Origin of the sequence: Pseudarthrobacter sp. fls2-241-R2A-168, from assembly GCF_030209335.1 — a bacterium.
In the GTDB taxonomy this organism is placed as follows: domain Bacteria; phylum Actinomycetota; class Actinomycetes; order Actinomycetales; family Micrococcaceae; genus Arthrobacter.
On the sequence record NZ_JARVSG010000015.1, the window covers coordinates 23,468 to 37,661 of the forward strand.

Consider the following 14,194-nt stretch of genomic DNA (forward strand, 5'->3'; position numbering starts at 1 on the left):
GCAATGGTTGCAGGGGTGGCCAACACCCCCCTGCCTGCCGCAGGCTGGCTGCGGTCAGCGGAAGAAAGTCAGAGTGCCTGGCCTGTGGTGACAGCCAGCTCCCTGCCGTCGAAGCAGGTGCGGGTGCCGGTGTGGCACGCGGCGCCCACCTGGTCCACCCGCACCAGGAGGGCGTCGCCGTCGCAGTCCATGGCCACGGACTTCACCCACTGCACGTGCCCGGAGGTGTCTCCCTTGCGCCAGTACTCCTGCCGGGAGCGGGAGTAGAACGTGACGCGCCCCGTGGTCATGGTGCGGTGCAATGCTTCGTCGTCCATCCAGCCGAGCATCAGCACCTCGTTGGTGTCGAACTGCTGCACGACGGCGGCCACGAGTCCTGCACTGTCCCGCTTCAGCGCGGCGGCCAGTTCGGACGGCAGCGGGCCGGCCGCAGGGGTGCCTTCAGGAGTTCCCGCCGCGCCCGGCCAGGGTGCTGCGGGCAGGGTGGAAGCAGGAGTGGGGACGGGGGCGGGCTGCTCAGACATCAGGTCAAGTCTAGTGCCTTTGCCGTGCCCGGAATCGTGTGTGAACAACGGCACGCCAGCACCGGCGGCCGCGCTGCCCAACTGCACGGGTGTCGTGCTAGTTTCACAAGTGATGCATTTCGTCGACCCGTCCCGAGAAGTCCTGGCCGAGACCCTGCTTGCGGCCGGCCCTGACGCGCCCACACTCTGCAAAGGCTGGCGCACCAGGGACCTTGCCGCGCACCTGTATCTGCGTGAGCGCAAAGCCGCTGTAGGGCTCGGATTGATCATCAAGCGCCTGGCCAAGGCTTCGGACCAGGCCACAGCCAAGCTGGCAGCGAAGCTGACCACGCCCGAAGCGTACACGGGACTCGTGAACACGTTCCGGGCCGGACCGCCGGCGCTGTCCCCGATGAACATCAAGGCACTGGACGAAAGCTCCAACCTGATCGAATACTTCGTGCACACCGAGGACGTCCGCCGCGCAGTGGACCGTTGGGCACCGAGGGCACTGGATGAGGCGTATTCGGAAGCGCTGTGGGATGAGCTGGTGAAGCGTGCCGCCATCCTGTACCGGGGCGTCGACCTCGGCATTGTGCTGGTGCGGCCGTCGGGCCCGCGGCACGTGGCCAAGCGGGCCCCTGTTTCGGTCGCAATCGTTGGCGAGCCGGGCGAGCTGCTCATGCACGCCCACGGCCGCACGCGCCACGCCCTGGTCACCTTCGAAGGCCAGCCCGACGCCGTCGCCCTCCTCCAGTCAGCCGAAGTAGGCCTTTAACCAAGCAACGCGAGGTCACTAAACGCCCAATAAACCGAGGTTTGTGGGCCGGAAATGACTCCGCGTTGCTTTAGCCCGGCGGCTAGCGGACTTCGAAGCCTGCTTCCCGGATCGCGTTCTTAACCTGGGACATCATGTCGTCCGGGCCCCAGTGGAAGATCGATGCGGCCAGGACCGCGTCAGCGCCGGCCGCGACGGCGGGCGGGAAGTGCGCCGGCTCCCCCGCACCGCCGGAGGCGATGATGGGGACTTTGACGGCAGCGCGGACCAGTTTGATGAGTTCGAGGTCGAACCCGTCCTTGGTGCCGTCGGCGTCGATGGAGTTCAGCAGGATCTCCCCCACACCGCGGTCCGCGGCTTCCTTGGCCCAGGCGATGGCGTCGATCCCGGTGCCGGTCCGTCCGCCGTGGGTGGTTACTTCAAAGCCCGACGGCGTGGGCTGGGATCCGGGGCGGGTGCGGCGAGCGTCCACGGACAGGACGAGGACCTGGGAACCGAAATGCCGGGTGATTTCGTCGATGACCTCGGGCCGGGCAACGGCTGCGGTGTTGATGGAGGCTTTGTCCGCACCGAAGCGGAGCAGCTTGTCCACCTCGGCAACCCCGCGCACGCCGCCGCCAACGCACAGCGGAATGAACACTTCCTCGGCGGTCCTGCGGACCACGTCGAAGGTGGTTTCGCGGTTGCCGGAAGACGCGGTGACGTCAAGGAAGGTCAATTCATCGGCACCGGCGTTGTCGTACCGGTGGGCGAGCTCCACGGGGTCGCCGGCGTCGCGGAGGCCCTCGAAGTTAACGCCTTTGACGACGCGCCCGGCGTCCACGTCGAGGCAGGGAATGACGCGTACGGCTACTGCCATGGGAAACTCCTGGAAATTCTGTAGTGGATGTCGCGCTGGGATCCGCTGCCTGGAATCAGATGCGGCAGGCGTGGATGCTGCTGACCAGGATGGCGCGGGCCCCGAGGTCGTACAGCTCATCCATGATCCGGTTGGTTTCGCGCTTGGGCACCATGGAGCGAACGGCCACCCATTCCGAGTCCCGCAGCGGCGAGACCGTGGGCGATTCCAGGCCCGGCGTCAACGCGGCGGCCTGTTCCACGAGTTCCTTGCGGATGTCGTAATCCATCAGGACGTACTGGCGCGCCACCAGCACACCCTGCAGCCGGCGGATCAGGACCTCGATCTCCTTGGCTGTGCCGTTCGCGGCACCGCCTGCGCCGGTGCGCCGGATCAGGACAGCCTCGGACTTGAGGATGGGGTCGCCGAAGATTTCCATCCCGGCGGCCTTGAGCGTGTTGCCGGTTTCCACGACGTCGGCAATAGCGTCGGCAACTCCGAGCCGGACCGAGGACTCCACGGCGCCGTCGAGGCGGACCACCTTGGCGTTGATGCCGCGTTCGGCGAGGTAGCCGCGCAGCAGGCCGTCGTAGCTGGTGGCCAGGCGCTTGCCTTCCAGCTCCTCAACCTTGCCGAAATCCCCGACCGGGCCGGCGAAGCGGAACGTGGAGGCGGCGAAACCGAGTGGAAGCAGTTCCTCTGCCTCCACCTCTGCGTCCAGCAGCAGATCACGGCCGGTGATGCCGACGTCGAGCGTTCCCTGGCCCACGTACACGGCGATGTCGCGGGGACGGAGGAAGAAGAACTCGATGTCGTTGTCCGGGTCCACCATCACCAGCTCGCGGGTATCTCGGCGCTGGCGGTATCCGGCTTCGGACAACATTGCGGAGGCGGCTTCGGACAGGGAACCCTTGTTGGGGACAGCTACTCGCAGCATGGGGAAATCTTTCTAAATGTGGAAATGTCCAGGTGTTCAAGCAGTGCAGGCCACGGCAGGCACCGGCGGGCAGAGGGCGCGCCGGACTGGTGGCTACAGATGCTTGTAGACGTCTTCCAGGGTCAGGCCTTTGGCGAGCATCAGAACCTGCAGGTGGTACAGCAGCTGGGAGATTTCCTCGGCCGCCGCTTCATCGGATTCATATTCGGCAGCCATCCATACTTCGGCTGCTTCTTCAACGACTTTTTTGCCGATGCCGTGGACACCGGAGTCCAATTCAGCGACGGTGCGGGAGCCTTCCGGGCGGGCGGCTGCCTTCTCGCTGAGCTCAGCGAACAGCGTCTCGAAATTCTTCACGCCCTCCAGCCTACTTGCTGCGGTCCAAAGGGCGCTTGTCGGGCCGTTGCATGACGGGCGCGATGTGAGTGAACACACACGCGCCCGCCATCTGCCCCTGTCAGCAAGCCCTACTGCTGGCTGCGGTACTGCTTCAGCACCACTGCGGTGGCCAGGGCCGCGGTCACAGCCTCGTGGCCCTTGTCTTCCTTCGAGCCGGGGAGGCCGGCACGGTCCAGGCCCTGCTGCTCGGTGTCGCAGGTCAGGACGCCAAAGCCCACGGGGACGCCGGTGCGGACGCTCACGTCGGTGAGTCCCGACGTCGCGGCCTGGCAGACATACTCGAAGTGCGGCGTGCCGCCGCGGATCACGACGCCGAGGGCCACCACGGCGTCGAAGTGCGGCGCGAGGCGCGCGGCTGCCACCGGCAACTCAAAGCTGCCCGGCACCCGCAGGACGGTGGGCTCGGCGATGCCGGCGTCCTTGGCCGCGCGCAGGGCACCGTCCAGGAGGCCGTCCATGATCTGGGTGTGCCAGCTGGCCGCGACGATGGCCAGCTTCAGCTGGGACGTTTCGGCCGGGTTGAGGGTGGAGAGGTCGATGTCGGGGGCGCCGTGTCCGCTCATAGGTCAGTACTGTTCCGTTCGTTGTGTTGGGTCAGCAGCGAAATGTGCTGTTCAGTCTTGTTCGTGCTCGAAGCCGGCGCCGGGACTGGCTACCGGCACCGGGCCCACGTGGGAGCCAAGCACCAGGCGGTGCTCCATGCGGTCCTTCTTGGTCTGCAGGTACCGGATGTTCTGGTCGCGCGAGGGCACCTCGGTGGGGACCATTTCCACCACCTTGACGCCGGCCTTCGCCAGCCTGTTCTGCTTGTCCGGGTTGTTGCTCAACAGTCGCACCTCGTGCAGCCCCATTTCGGCCAGCACCTGGGCGGCCGCTTTGTAGCAGCGGGCGTCCACCGGCAGGCCAAGCTGTTCGTTGGCCTCCACTGTGTCGAAGCCGGCCTCCTGCAGTGCGTAGGCCTTGATCTTGTTGGCGAGGCCGATGCCCCTGCCTTCCTGCCCGCGCAGATACAGCAACGTCCCGCCGTGTTCGCGGATCATTTCCAGGGCGTAGGCAAGCTGCTCGCCGCAGTCGCAGCGGTACGAACCAAAAACATCCCCGGTGAGGCATTCGGAGTGCAGCCGGACCAGGGGCGCTTTTCCATCCTTGGGCGGGTTCGGAGAGCTGACCGCCAGGTGCTCGTGGCCGGTGACCAGGTCCGTCCAGGCCTGGGCCACGAAATCACCGAAAGCTGTGGGCAGCTGCACGATGGGACCGGCGCTGACGGGATGGGGTGTATGGCCGTTGCCCTCCGCGTGGTGGTGGCCAGGTGCGGATTCGGCCTTGTGGTGGCCGTTGCCTGAGGCAGGCAGGTGGCCGTTGCCCGAAGCTGCGGAAGCCGTCATCGTATCTCCTCTTCTTCGCCCGCGCGTGCTGCCCGGGTAATACCGTCCGATGTGCCCTCCGCGTCGAGGTAGGCCACCAGGTCCTGAATCGAAATCAGGGGGCATCCGTGTTCAGCAGCGAAGGCACGGAGCCCGTCCAGCCGCATCATTTCGCCGTCGTCATACACTACTTCAGCGATCACGGCCACAGGTTCCAGGCCGGCCAGGCGGCACAGGTCCACTGCGGCTTCGGTGTGGCCGGGACGTTCCCGCACACCACCGTCAACCGCACGCAGCGGGAAAATATGCCCAGGGCGCGTCACGGACGCCGGCTCCGACTGCGGATCGGCGAGCACCCTGGCCGTGAGGGCCCGGTCCGTGGCGGAAATTCCGGTGCTGACGCCTGTGGCAGCATCGCAGGAAACGGTGTATGCGGTGCCCTTCGCGTCCTGGTTGACTTCCACCATGGGAGGCAGGTCCAAGGCATCGGCGCGTTCTCCGGACAGCGGGACGCAGATGACGCCGGAGCTGTATCTGATGGTCCAGCCCATCAACGCGGGCGTGGCGGACTGGGCGGCGAAAATGATGTCGCCTTCGTTTTCGCGGTCCTCGTTGTCCACGGCCAGCACGGGCCTGCCCGCGGCGATGGCCTGGACCGCTTCTTCGATGGTGCTCAGCCGTACGGCGGGGTTCTCCCGAGGGCGGGAGTGGTCAGCGGTGGCCACCTCGGGTTCGACTCGGACGGCGGCGTTCATCGTGTTCCTCCTTCAACAGCGCCGGGCGCTGCCGTGCTGAACGCCAGCAGGCGTTCGGTGTACTTGGCCAGCACGTCAACTTCCAGGTTCACCCGGCTGCCGGCGACTTTGGTACCGAGCCCGGTTTCAGCCAGGGTGGTGGGGATCAGTCCCACTTCGAACCAGGGTTCCTGCTCTGCGGCGGGGCTGACGGCGGTGACGGTGAGGGACACGCCGTCGATGGCAATGGATCCCTTTTCTGCGATGTAGCGGGCCAGGTTTGCAGGGACGCCGAAGCGGAGCCGGTCCCAGTTGCCCAGCGGCTCGCGTTCCAGCAGCACGCCGACGCCGTCCACGTGGCCCTGCACCACGTGTCCGTCAAGCCGTCCGCCGGCGGGAACGCAGCGTTCAAGGTTGACGGCGTCGCCCGGTGCAAGTTCACCGATGGTGCTGCGGACCAGGGTCTCCCCCATCACGTCCACGCTGAACTCCTTGCCGTCGATGTCAGTGGCAGTCAGGCAAACACCGTTCACGGCAATGGACCCGCCCAGGGCCAGCCCCTCAGTGGTTCCCGGCGCGCGCAACCGGAGGGTGGCGCTGGCGTCGCCGTCCCTTTCCATGGACAGGACCTGCCCCTGCTCGGCAATAATTCCAGTAAACATCAGTAGCCTCCCTGGGCTTGCTCCGCGGTGGCGCGGGACGGTTGTGGGTCGAGGGCAACAGTGCGTTGCGGTCGGAGGTGGAGTCTTAGGTCACGGCCCAGTGTCCGGACGGCGCCGCCGTCGGATGCGTCCCACTCCCAGTGCTGCGCATCAGCGAGGGTGGTGATTCCCAGGCCGGTGAGGGCGGCAGTTCCGGAACCGAGCAGTGTGGGCGCCAGGTAGACAATGAGTTCGTCCACCAGTCCGGCCGCGAGGAAAGCGCTGAGTATCCGCGATCCGCCCTCGACCATCAGGTGGCGGATTCCATTCGCGTACAGGCTGGACAGGGCTTCGTGGGGGTCGCGGGTGGGCAGGTGCAGCACCAGGCCGTCGGCTCCGTGGACGGCGGCGTCCGCCGGAATGTCGCGCAGCCCCATAACAGCGCGCACGGGTTGTTTGCTGGCCGGGGTGCCCGCGGCGTCCCTCGCGGTGAGACGTGGGTTGTCCACCAGCACCGTCTGCGTGCCGACGAGGATGGCGTCAATGCGCCCGCGGATGGCGTGGTTGTCGGCGAGGGATTCCGGGCAGGAAATCCACTGGCTGGTGCCGTCTTCGGCAGCGATGCGGCTGTCCAGGGTCTGCGCGACGTGAAGGGTGACGAACGGGCGTTTCGCCGCCACCGCCTCAAACCACTGACGGTTCAGGTCCAGCGCTTCGCCGGCACCGAGTCCGGCGCGGACGCGCACGCCTGCTTCCCGGAGGGTGGCTGCCCCGCCCGCGGCCGGATCGTGGGGGTCGTCCACAGCATAGATAACGTCGGTGATCCCGGCGTCGATGATCGCCCGGGCGCAGGGGCCGGTGCGGCCGATGTGGTTGCAGGGTTCAAGGGTGACCAGCATGGTGCAGCCGGAGAGATTGATCCCGGCAGCAGCTGCCTGCGCAATGGCATCCACTTCGGCGTGGGCGGTGCCGGCGCCGCGGTGGAATCCGGTCACCAGTTCGCGCCCGTCAGGATCGACGACGACGGCACCCACCAGGGGATTCGCACCGCGGGGACCGTTGAGGGCAGCCTTCAGGGCGGTGGCCATGGCGGTGGTTTCAGCAGCAGTAAAAGCTGTAACCACTCCGGCCGTCACGTGGCGGCACCGATGGTTGGGCCGGCAGGCATGCCGGCAGCAGGAATAGTGGCCTCAAAGAGCCATCGCAAACGGTTCATAATGCTTGTGTCGTTCCTTCCCTCTCGAACCGCGATGGCTCCGGGGGTATACGACAGCAGAACGCCGCGGCGTCCCAAGACGCCGCAGAAACAGCTGTACGTGCTTCTCTCATCCAGACTTTAACTGTCGGTACCGGAATTCCACCGGTTCAACCGTCTGCCGGTGTCCTCCCGAAGGAAACCACCGGCTCGCGGGTCGCGGACTGTCACCGCCGGTTCGGACTTACACCGACCCCGGAGCACGTATGTGTGTTGCTATTGTGCCATAACGGCAGAGGACTCCCTGTTATTCCGCCGCGGAACGTAACGTTTCGCTGCCTGACTGCCGCAACCGGTCAATCGCGGCGGCGGGGTCATCGGCACCGTATACGGCGGAACCGGCCACGAAGACGTTTGCGCCGGCCTCGGCGGCGCGGGTGATGGTGTCCTCGGTGATGCCGCCGTCCACCTGGATGGCCACGCCGATGCCGGAACCGTCGATGGCTTTCCTGGCGCGCCGGATTTTGGGCAAGGTCACGTCCAGGAAGGCCTGCCCGCCGAAGCCTGGCTCCACTGTCATGATGAGCAGCATGTCCAGTTCGGACAGCATGTCCAGATACGGCTCCACGGGTGTTCCCGGCCGCAGCGCCATGCCTGCCTTCGAACCCCTCGCCCGCAGTTCGCGTGCCAGCTTGATCGGGGCGATCGCAGCCTCGGCGTGGAAGGTGACCGATGCCAGGCCGGCATCCGCGAATCCCGGCGCCCAGCGGTCGGCGTCGGCAATCATCAGGTGCGCATCCAGGGGCACGGGGCTCACTGCCTGGATCCGCTGGACCACCGGCAGGCCAATAGTGAGGTTGGGCACGAAATGGTTGTCCATCACGTCCACGTGCACCGCATCCGCATTGCTGATGCGCTTGAGCTCGGCCTCAAGGTTGACGAAGTCGGCGGAGAGGATGCTCGGGTTGATGCAGCATTGGGTCACGGGGATACCTTTCACGGTGCAGGATTCCGGGGAAGTCGGTGCTTAGTGCGGAGTGCTTGGGAATCAGGGCTGTTGCCGGGTCAGTGCTTCTTACCGATCAGGGCTTTTTGCGGATCAGGGCAAGGAACATGGCGTCGGTGCCATGGACGTGGGGCCACAGCTGGGCGGTGGACTCGTGCCCCGCGCCGAGATTCCCGGTCAGGCTCACACTGTCCAGGACCTCCCCGGCCTCCAGCAGTTCGAGGTCATCGCGCTTACGGAGTGCATCGGCCACCACAGCGGTTGTTTCGGCAGGGTGGGGCGAGCAGGTCACATACGCCACGACGCCGCCCGGACGGACGGCAGCCAACGCAGATTTGAGCAGCTCGCGCTGGAGCGGGCCCAGGTCTGCCAGGTCCTTGGGAGTGCGGCGCCAGCGGGATTCGGGCCTGCGCCGCAGCGCGCCCAATCCGCTGCAGGGGACGTCCACGAGCACGCGGTCAAAGACTTCGGGCTTCTCGGTGCCGACGTCGCGGCCGTCGCCGGTCCTGACCTGCCATGTGTCCCGAGGCACGGCGGACAGTGCCTGGCTGACCAGCTTGGCCCGGTGGGGTGCGGGTTCATTGGCCAGCAGGGTGGCTCCCCTCTGGCTCGCCAGCGCACCGAGCAAAGCGGCCTTGCCGCCGGGGCCTGCGCACAGGTCCAGCCAGGCTTCGCCGTCGTGCTTTGTGTCAACTCCATCGTCGTCGCCGGCGCTGCGGCGCCCTACAAGGTCAACGGCGGCCATGGCCCGTGCCACCAGCTGTGAGCCGACATCCTGGACCCTGGTACTGCCCTCCCGCACTGAGGCAAGCCGGCCAAGGTCCCCTCCGCTGGAGAGTGCGGAGCCTTCCACCAGTTCGCCGGGAGCGGCTCCGTTCTCAAGGGCTTCATCGAGGCTTCCGATGCCGGGCAGGGCCACCAGGTTAACAACCGGTGCGGCGTTGTCGGCTTCCAGGAGGTCGTTGATTTCCGAGGCCGGACGCCCATGCGCCACCAGCGACTGGCGCATGGCGCGGACAATCCACTCGGGATGCGCGTGGCGGAGGGACGCAACCTTGGTCTCGTCTGTTTCGCCGCCGGTCAGCAGCTCCAGCCATTCCTCGAGGGTGTTGGCAGCCACTTTGCGGAGGACTGCGTTGATGAGGGCTGAGGGTCCCGCGCCGATGACGGCGCGGGCCAGGCCGACGGTCTGGTCCAGCGCTGCGTGCGCGGGAACACGCATGGCGAGCAGCTGGTGGACTCCGAGCCGGAGGGCGTCCAGGATGGCCGGGTCCAGCTGGTCCAGTGGACGGTCAACGCAGCGGGCCAGGATGGCGTCGTACGTTCCCTGGCCGCGAAGGGCCCCGTAGCTGAGTTCGGTGGCGAACCCGGCATCCCGCTTGTCCAGTCCGTGGTGCCGGATCCGTGCCGGCAGCACCAGGTTGGCATAGGCGTCCGCGGCGGCCACGGCCCGGAGGACTTCGAACGCTACCAGCCGGGCAGGATCAGCCCGGCGGGTCCGCTGGGAGGGCGCGCTGTCAGTGAAGCTGCGCTGCGCGGCGCGGTTCCGTTCCCGGCCCTTGGCGTTGCGGTTGCTGGAATCGCGCGGCCCGCCGTTACCGCGGCCGCTTCCGCGCTGGCTGCCGCCGCCGGAGCCGCCACGTTGTCCGCCTGAATCGCCGCCGGTTCTTCCGCGGCCGCCTTGGTTGTCTCCGGAACCGCTCATTCGAACACCACGCTTTCAAGGGAAGCCATGCCGCGTGCCCAGTCAGCAGCGGCCATCATCTTTTTGCCGGCGGGCTGGACCCGGGTCAGCTCCACGGCGTGCGAACCGGTTCCCACCAGCACGCTCTTGTCTTGGATTGACACGGCACCGGGCGCCAGCTGCGAGACATCCGGCCGCAGCCGGACGGGCTCCAGCTTGATCCGCTGCCCCTCCAGGATTGTCCAGGCTCCCGGTTCCGGAGTGACTCCCCGCGCCTGCCGTCCGATCGCCAGGGCCGGGTGCTTCCAGTCCAGGCGACCGTCGTCGAGGGTCAGCTTGGGTGCCAGGGAGACCTCACCGGTCTGCGGCACAGCGGCGGCTTTGCCGGTGTCAATGGCCGAGAGTGTCTGGGCGAGCAGCACGCCGCCACTGTGCGACAGCCGTTCCAGGAGCTCCCCGGCGGTATCGTCGGGGCCCACCGTTTCCGTCAGGGTTCCGAACACCGGTCCGGTGTCCAGGCCCTCCTCCAACTGGAAGGTCACAGCGCCGGTGATGTCGTCCCCGGCCATCACGGCGCGCTGCACGGGGGCGGCACCGCGCCAGGCTGGAAGGAGGGAGAAATGGAGGTTAATCCACCCGTGCCGCGGGATGCCAAGCGCCGCGGGCGGGACCAGCCCGCCGTAGGCCACAATTGCAGCGACGTCGGGACCGGCCGCGGTAATCCGGGCGATGGTTTCATCGTTGATCCGGGACGCGTGGATCACCTCGATCCCGAGCTCGGCTGCCCGGGCAGCCACCGGCGACGGCGTCATGACGCGCTTCCGGCCGATAGGTGCGTCGGGCCTGGTAAGGACAGCCACGACGTCGAAGCCTGCTTCGACGAGGGCATTAAGGGACGGGACAGCAACGGCGGGGGTTCCCGCGAAAAGGACCCTCACCCGTTGGTACCAGCCGCGCCTGCACCGAAGCTGGAGCCGGACGTTGCGCCGCCAAAGCTTGAGCCCCCGAAACTGGAGCCGACAGTCTTGGCGCGTTTCGCCGTCGTCTTTTCCGTGATGGAGTCGTAGTTGGCGTTGCGAATGGAACGCAGGGCAGCCTTGCGGTCCTCCCCTTCCAGCCTGTCGGTGTAGAGGATGCCGTCCAGGTGGTCATTCTCGTGCTGGAAGCAGCGTGCCAGCATCCCCTCGCCCTCGACGGTGACGGGGTTGCCGTGCATATCGACGCCGGTGACGCGGGTGGCGCGGTAACGCTTGACCGGGAAACCCAGGCCCGGGATGGAGAGGCAGCCTTCCACGTGGTCCGGCTGGAAGTCCTCGCTGTTTTCGAGCACAGGGTTAATGATGTGCCCCTCCACGCCGTCAATGCGGTAGGTGAAGACTCGCTTGCTGACGCCGATTTGAGGCGCGGCGAGGCCGGCGCCGTCGACGTCTTCCATGGTTTCAGTCATGTCCGCCACCAGCTTGGCCAGCTCAGGCCCGAAATCCGTCACAGGATCGGCAACTGTGCGGAGCACAGGATCACCGATGATGCGGATATTCAGAATAGCCATGCGCTGTTTGTCCTTACGGTAGGCGGCAAAGGGGACCAATCCAGTTTAGGCGCAGACAACTCCCGGGCTGTCCCTGCACCCGCGTACCTAGGCGGGCTGTACCTGCGCGAGAGGCGGAGGGGCGATGGGCAGGAGCGCGGTGCCCGCTGAAATAGTGTCCGCGGACAGCTCCCACACACGCCGCAGGGCGCAGAACTTCCACCAGTGGTGCTTGAGGACCTCGGGGTTGGCGCGGACGGGGCGGACCTCGGTCTCGCCAATGGCCACGGCCAGCAGGACCGGGTTTTCGCCGTACTTCCACGGCTCCCAGGTACCGGCTTCAGGATCCACCAGGCTCTCCTCGGCTTTCATGCCGGCCACCAGCTGCATGACTACTTTGTCGTCCAGCGGCTTGACCAGGCCGTCACGGGTGGTGCCCTTGGTTTTGTAATCGATAAGGCAGATCCGGCCGTTGATCCGTGCCACGAGGTCCAGGGTTCCGGCGTATCCCACGGAGTTGTTCCAGACGGTGATCTCGGGGGCGATGGGTTCAACCTGGAAAAGCTCCCACCATTCGTCGAACCGGACGGCGAAGGCTTCTTCGCCGTTGGCTGCGAGGGCCTCGCGCGCTTCCTTCATGCCGTGGGGACGGCCCAGGGCCCGCAGGGCCACCTGCTCGCAGTAGAAATGCACGCGGTCCCCGCGCTTGGCGGCCTCGTCCCGGTAGGTTTCCGCTGCTTTGGCTGCCCGATTGACTGCCTGTTTGATTTTGGCGGGGCTTCCCAGGCAGTCGGCCAGCAGCGGATCCTTGGCCAGGCTGCTGGCGCCCATGTACCCGAACCAGCCGTCGAGCCCGTGCGGCTGCTGGCCGATCACCGTGGTGATGGACGGGACGGAGAAGTGCTCGGAGGTGGACCGGGCGTACATCCGCCCGTATTCCGTGGCATGGGCAAGAAGTGGAGCTGTCATAAGAAAAACTCTTTCACAAGGGGCTGACAGAATGTCCGCACGCACAAAAAATGGTCCGTTTCCGCTGCTGATGAGCGGAAACGGACCATATGCGGTGGGCGATACTGGGTTCGAACCAGTGACCTCTTCGGTGTGAACGAAGCGCGCTACCACTGCGCCAATCGCCCTGATGCATTTGAATGTTAGCGGACCTTGCGGCCATTTCGGAAATCGGCCGGAAGCGGCACCGCTTCAGGCACTCAACTGTATTGGTAAAGCTGCACACGGAAGCGAAGGACTCGGGCGGCGCGCCTCCCACCCAGCCCCTTCCATAAGGGCAACCCTCCCGCAAAGACCTGCGCCGCCGTCGTGAATTACACGCCTGTAACTTGGAAAAATCCGCGTGATTGCTGGGAAGCAGCGCCATTGTGTCCCCCTTTGCGGGAGACGATTTGGAGAATCCCCGAACCTCCTATATTGTTTTTACTCGTTGGAAAGCGAGGAAATGCCGGGAACGGCAGCGAATCAGCCCTCCAAAATGCGGACGTAGCTCAGCTGGTAGAGCACCACCTTGCCAAGGTGGATGTCGCGAGTTCGAATCTCGTCGTCCGCTCGCAGGACACTGTCACGGCAAAGGTTCTTTTGAATCGGCGCTAACACGGTGGGTTGGCCGAGAGGCGAGGCAGCGGCCTGCAAAGCCGTATACACGGGTTCGAATCCCGTACCCACCTCGGTGAAAACCATGGTATTTCGGATACTCTCCGAATGAACATGGGCGATTGGCGCAGCGGTAGCGCGCTTCCCTGACACGGAAGAGGTCACTGGTTCGATCCCAGTATCGCCCACTGGCAAGGCAACTTGCCCGCAGTACCACCGGTTTACCGGTCCTGCACACGCGGACGTAGCTCAGCTGGTAGAGCACCACCTTGCCAAGGTGGATGTCGCGAGTTCGAATCTCGTCGTCCGCTCTCTTACTTCTCATAAACCCATATGCCGGTCTTCCGGTTCCGGGCGATTGGCGCAGCGGTAGCGCGCTTCCCTGACACGGAAGAGGTCACTGGTTCGATCCCAGTATCGCCCACACTCAGCAGCTCCCCTGGAGCTGCTTTTTTCATGCCCCGTTTGACTGCCGGTGTTCCTGCATCCGCTCCGGGCGAACGCCCAAAGTGCCTGGTTTCCTTGGCACGCCTCCTTGGCAGGGCTAGGATCGAAGGCGCGAGGAGCGACCTGGCTCCGCGATTGAAGGGAGGTGCTCGTGGGACTGATTGACGATCTAAAGGGCAAGGCTCAAGGTCTCATCCGCGGCAACGAGCAGGCCATCAAGAACGGCATCACCAAGGCCGGCGATTTAGTCGACACCAAGACCGGAGGCAAGTACTCCGGTCACGTCAACAAGATCCAGGATGGCGCTTCCAAGCTCATTGACAAGAACGGAACCCCAGGCACGGCACCTGCCGCTGAGCAGGTCCCGCCGGTCAACCCGGTTCCGCCGGTTGATAAGGCTCCGTAAACAGGATTTGGCCAGGGCTTTGCCCTAGTACGTCAACGGGGTGCGGGTCCCGCCGGGAGGCGGCACCCGCACCTTTGGCGTTTGAGGACAGGCCTCAGGTTCCCGGCGCTTGTACGCTGCGGCCCGATT

At 65.9% G+C, this 14,194-nt stretch carries 16 protein-coding genes, 6 tRNA genes and 1 riboswitch; of the genes, 7 read left to right on the forward strand and 15 right to left on the reverse strand.

Going from position 1 to position 14,194, the window contains the following annotated elements; all coding sequences use genetic code 11:
* Positions 1-68: 68 nt before the first annotated feature.
* Positions 69-524 carry a phosphoribosyl-AMP cyclohydrolase gene (hisI, locus tag QRN11_RS10235; protein ID WP_285250886.1) on the reverse strand — a complete coding sequence of 152 codons (456 nt, stop codon included), beginning with the start codon at positions 522-524 and terminating at the stop codon, positions 69-71.
* Positions 525-636: 112 nt separating this feature from the next.
* Here hisI and QRN11_RS10240 point away from each other — a divergent pair, with 112 nt between their 5' ends.
* Positions 637-1,281, forward strand: a complete 645-nt coding sequence (locus tag QRN11_RS10240; protein WP_091420259.1) for a TIGR03085 family metal-binding protein — start codon at positions 637-639, stop codon at positions 1,279-1,281.
* Between the two features lie 82 nt (positions 1,282-1,363).
* Here the strand turns inward: QRN11_RS10240 and hisF are convergent, their stop codons facing one another.
* The 14 genes from hisF to QRN11_RS10310 form a co-directional block, all read right to left on the reverse strand.
* Positions 1,364-2,140, reverse strand: a complete 777-nt coding sequence (hisF, locus tag QRN11_RS10245; protein ID WP_285250887.1) for an imidazole glycerol phosphate synthase subunit HisF — start codon at positions 2,138-2,140, stop codon at positions 1,364-1,366.
* 55 nt (positions 2,141-2,195) lie between these two features.
* Positions 2,196-3,056: an ATP phosphoribosyltransferase gene (gene hisG, locus QRN11_RS10250; protein ID WP_285250888.1), complete on the reverse strand. Its 861-nt coding sequence runs from the start codon at positions 3,054-3,056 to the stop codon at positions 2,196-2,198.
* 93 nt (positions 3,057-3,149) lie between these two features.
* Positions 3,150-3,413, reverse strand: coding sequence for a phosphoribosyl-ATP diphosphatase (locus QRN11_RS10255; RefSeq protein ID WP_050055439.1), 264 nt, complete (start codon positions 3,411-3,413; stop codon positions 3,150-3,152).
* 110 nt (positions 3,414-3,523) lie between these two features.
* Positions 3,524-4,018, reverse strand: a complete 495-nt coding sequence (gene ribH, locus QRN11_RS10260; RefSeq protein ID WP_285250889.1) for a 6,7-dimethyl-8-ribityllumazine synthase — start codon at positions 4,016-4,018, stop codon at positions 3,524-3,526.
* A 51-nt stretch (positions 4,019-4,069) separates the two neighbouring features.
* On the reverse strand, positions 4,070-4,840 hold the full coding sequence (gene ribA, locus QRN11_RS10265) for a GTP cyclohydrolase II (protein ID WP_285250890.1): 771 nt from the start codon (positions 4,838-4,840) through the stop codon (positions 4,070-4,072).
* A complete protein-coding gene (gene ribB, locus QRN11_RS10270; RefSeq protein ID WP_285250891.1) occupies positions 4,837-5,574 on the reverse strand; it encodes a 3,4-dihydroxy-2-butanone-4-phosphate synthase in 738 nt (245 codons plus the stop codon). The genes ribA and ribB overlap by 4 nt, the downstream gene beginning before the upstream one ends.
* Entirely contained in the window at positions 5,571-6,215 is a 645-nt protein-coding gene (locus QRN11_RS10275; protein WP_285250892.1) for a riboflavin synthase, read from the reverse strand. The genes ribB and QRN11_RS10275 overlap by 4 nt, the downstream gene beginning before the upstream one ends.
* Positions 6,215-7,282, reverse strand: a complete 1,068-nt coding sequence (gene ribD, locus QRN11_RS10280; protein ID WP_285250984.1) for a bifunctional diaminohydroxyphosphoribosylaminopyrimidine deaminase/5-amino-6-(5-phosphoribosylamino)uracil reductase RibD — start codon at positions 7,280-7,282, stop codon at positions 6,215-6,217. Before ribD ends, QRN11_RS10275 begins: the two co-directional genes overlap by 1 nt.
* Before the next feature lie 224 nt (positions 7,283-7,506).
* Positions 7,507-7,657: riboswitch (FMN riboswitch) on the reverse strand.
* Positions 7,658-7,696: 39 nt separating this feature from the next.
* Positions 7,697-8,374, reverse strand: coding sequence for a ribulose-phosphate 3-epimerase (gene rpe, locus QRN11_RS10285; protein ID WP_285250985.1), 678 nt, complete (start codon positions 8,372-8,374; stop codon positions 7,697-7,699).
* A 97-nt stretch (positions 8,375-8,471) separates the two neighbouring features.
* Positions 8,472-10,100: an RsmB/NOP family class I SAM-dependent RNA methyltransferase gene (locus QRN11_RS10290; protein WP_285250893.1), complete on the reverse strand. Its 1,629-nt coding sequence runs from the start codon at positions 10,098-10,100 to the stop codon at positions 8,472-8,474.
* Positions 10,097-11,017, reverse strand: coding sequence for a methionyl-tRNA formyltransferase (gene fmt / locus QRN11_RS10295; RefSeq protein WP_142058171.1), 921 nt, complete (start codon positions 11,015-11,017; stop codon positions 10,097-10,099). The genes QRN11_RS10290 and fmt overlap by 4 nt, the downstream gene beginning before the upstream one ends.
* A complete protein-coding gene (def, locus tag QRN11_RS10300) occupies positions 11,014-11,628 on the reverse strand; it encodes a peptide deformylase (protein WP_142058168.1) in 615 nt (204 codons plus the stop codon). The genes fmt and def overlap by 4 nt, the downstream gene beginning before the upstream one ends.
* An 87-nt stretch (positions 11,629-11,715) precedes the next feature.
* A complete protein-coding gene (locus QRN11_RS10305; protein WP_091420121.1) occupies positions 11,716-12,576 on the reverse strand; it encodes a cytochrome in 861 nt (286 codons plus the stop codon).
* Positions 12,577-12,671: 95 nt separating this feature from the next.
* A tRNA-Val gene (locus QRN11_RS10310) sits at positions 12,672-12,743 on the reverse strand.
* Positions 12,744-13,095: 352 nt separating this feature from the next.
* On the opposite strand from QRN11_RS10310, the gene QRN11_RS10315 reads away from it, so the two are divergent.
* The 6 genes from QRN11_RS10315 to QRN11_RS10340 all read left to right on the forward strand — a co-directional run bounded on the left by QRN11_RS10315 (position 13,096) and on the right by QRN11_RS10340 (position 14,065).
* Positions 13,096-13,168, forward strand: a tRNA-Gly gene (locus tag QRN11_RS10315).
* A gap of 47 nt (positions 13,169-13,215) precedes the next feature.
* Positions 13,216-13,286: transfer RNA gene (locus tag QRN11_RS10320), tRNA-Cys, on the forward strand.
* Between the two features lie 42 nt (positions 13,287-13,328).
* Positions 13,329-13,400 (forward strand) — tRNA-Val (locus QRN11_RS10325).
* A gap of 50 nt (positions 13,401-13,450) precedes the next feature.
* Positions 13,451-13,523, forward strand: a tRNA-Gly gene (locus tag QRN11_RS10330).
* 41 nt (positions 13,524-13,564) lie between these two features.
* A tRNA-Val gene (locus QRN11_RS10335) sits at positions 13,565-13,636 on the forward strand.
* 174 nt (positions 13,637-13,810) lie between these two features.
* Complete coding sequence (locus tag QRN11_RS10340) at positions 13,811-14,065, forward strand: antitoxin (RefSeq protein WP_091420256.1); 255 nt, start codon at positions 13,811-13,813, stop codon at positions 14,063-14,065.
* Positions 14,066-14,194 lie beyond the last annotated feature (129 nt).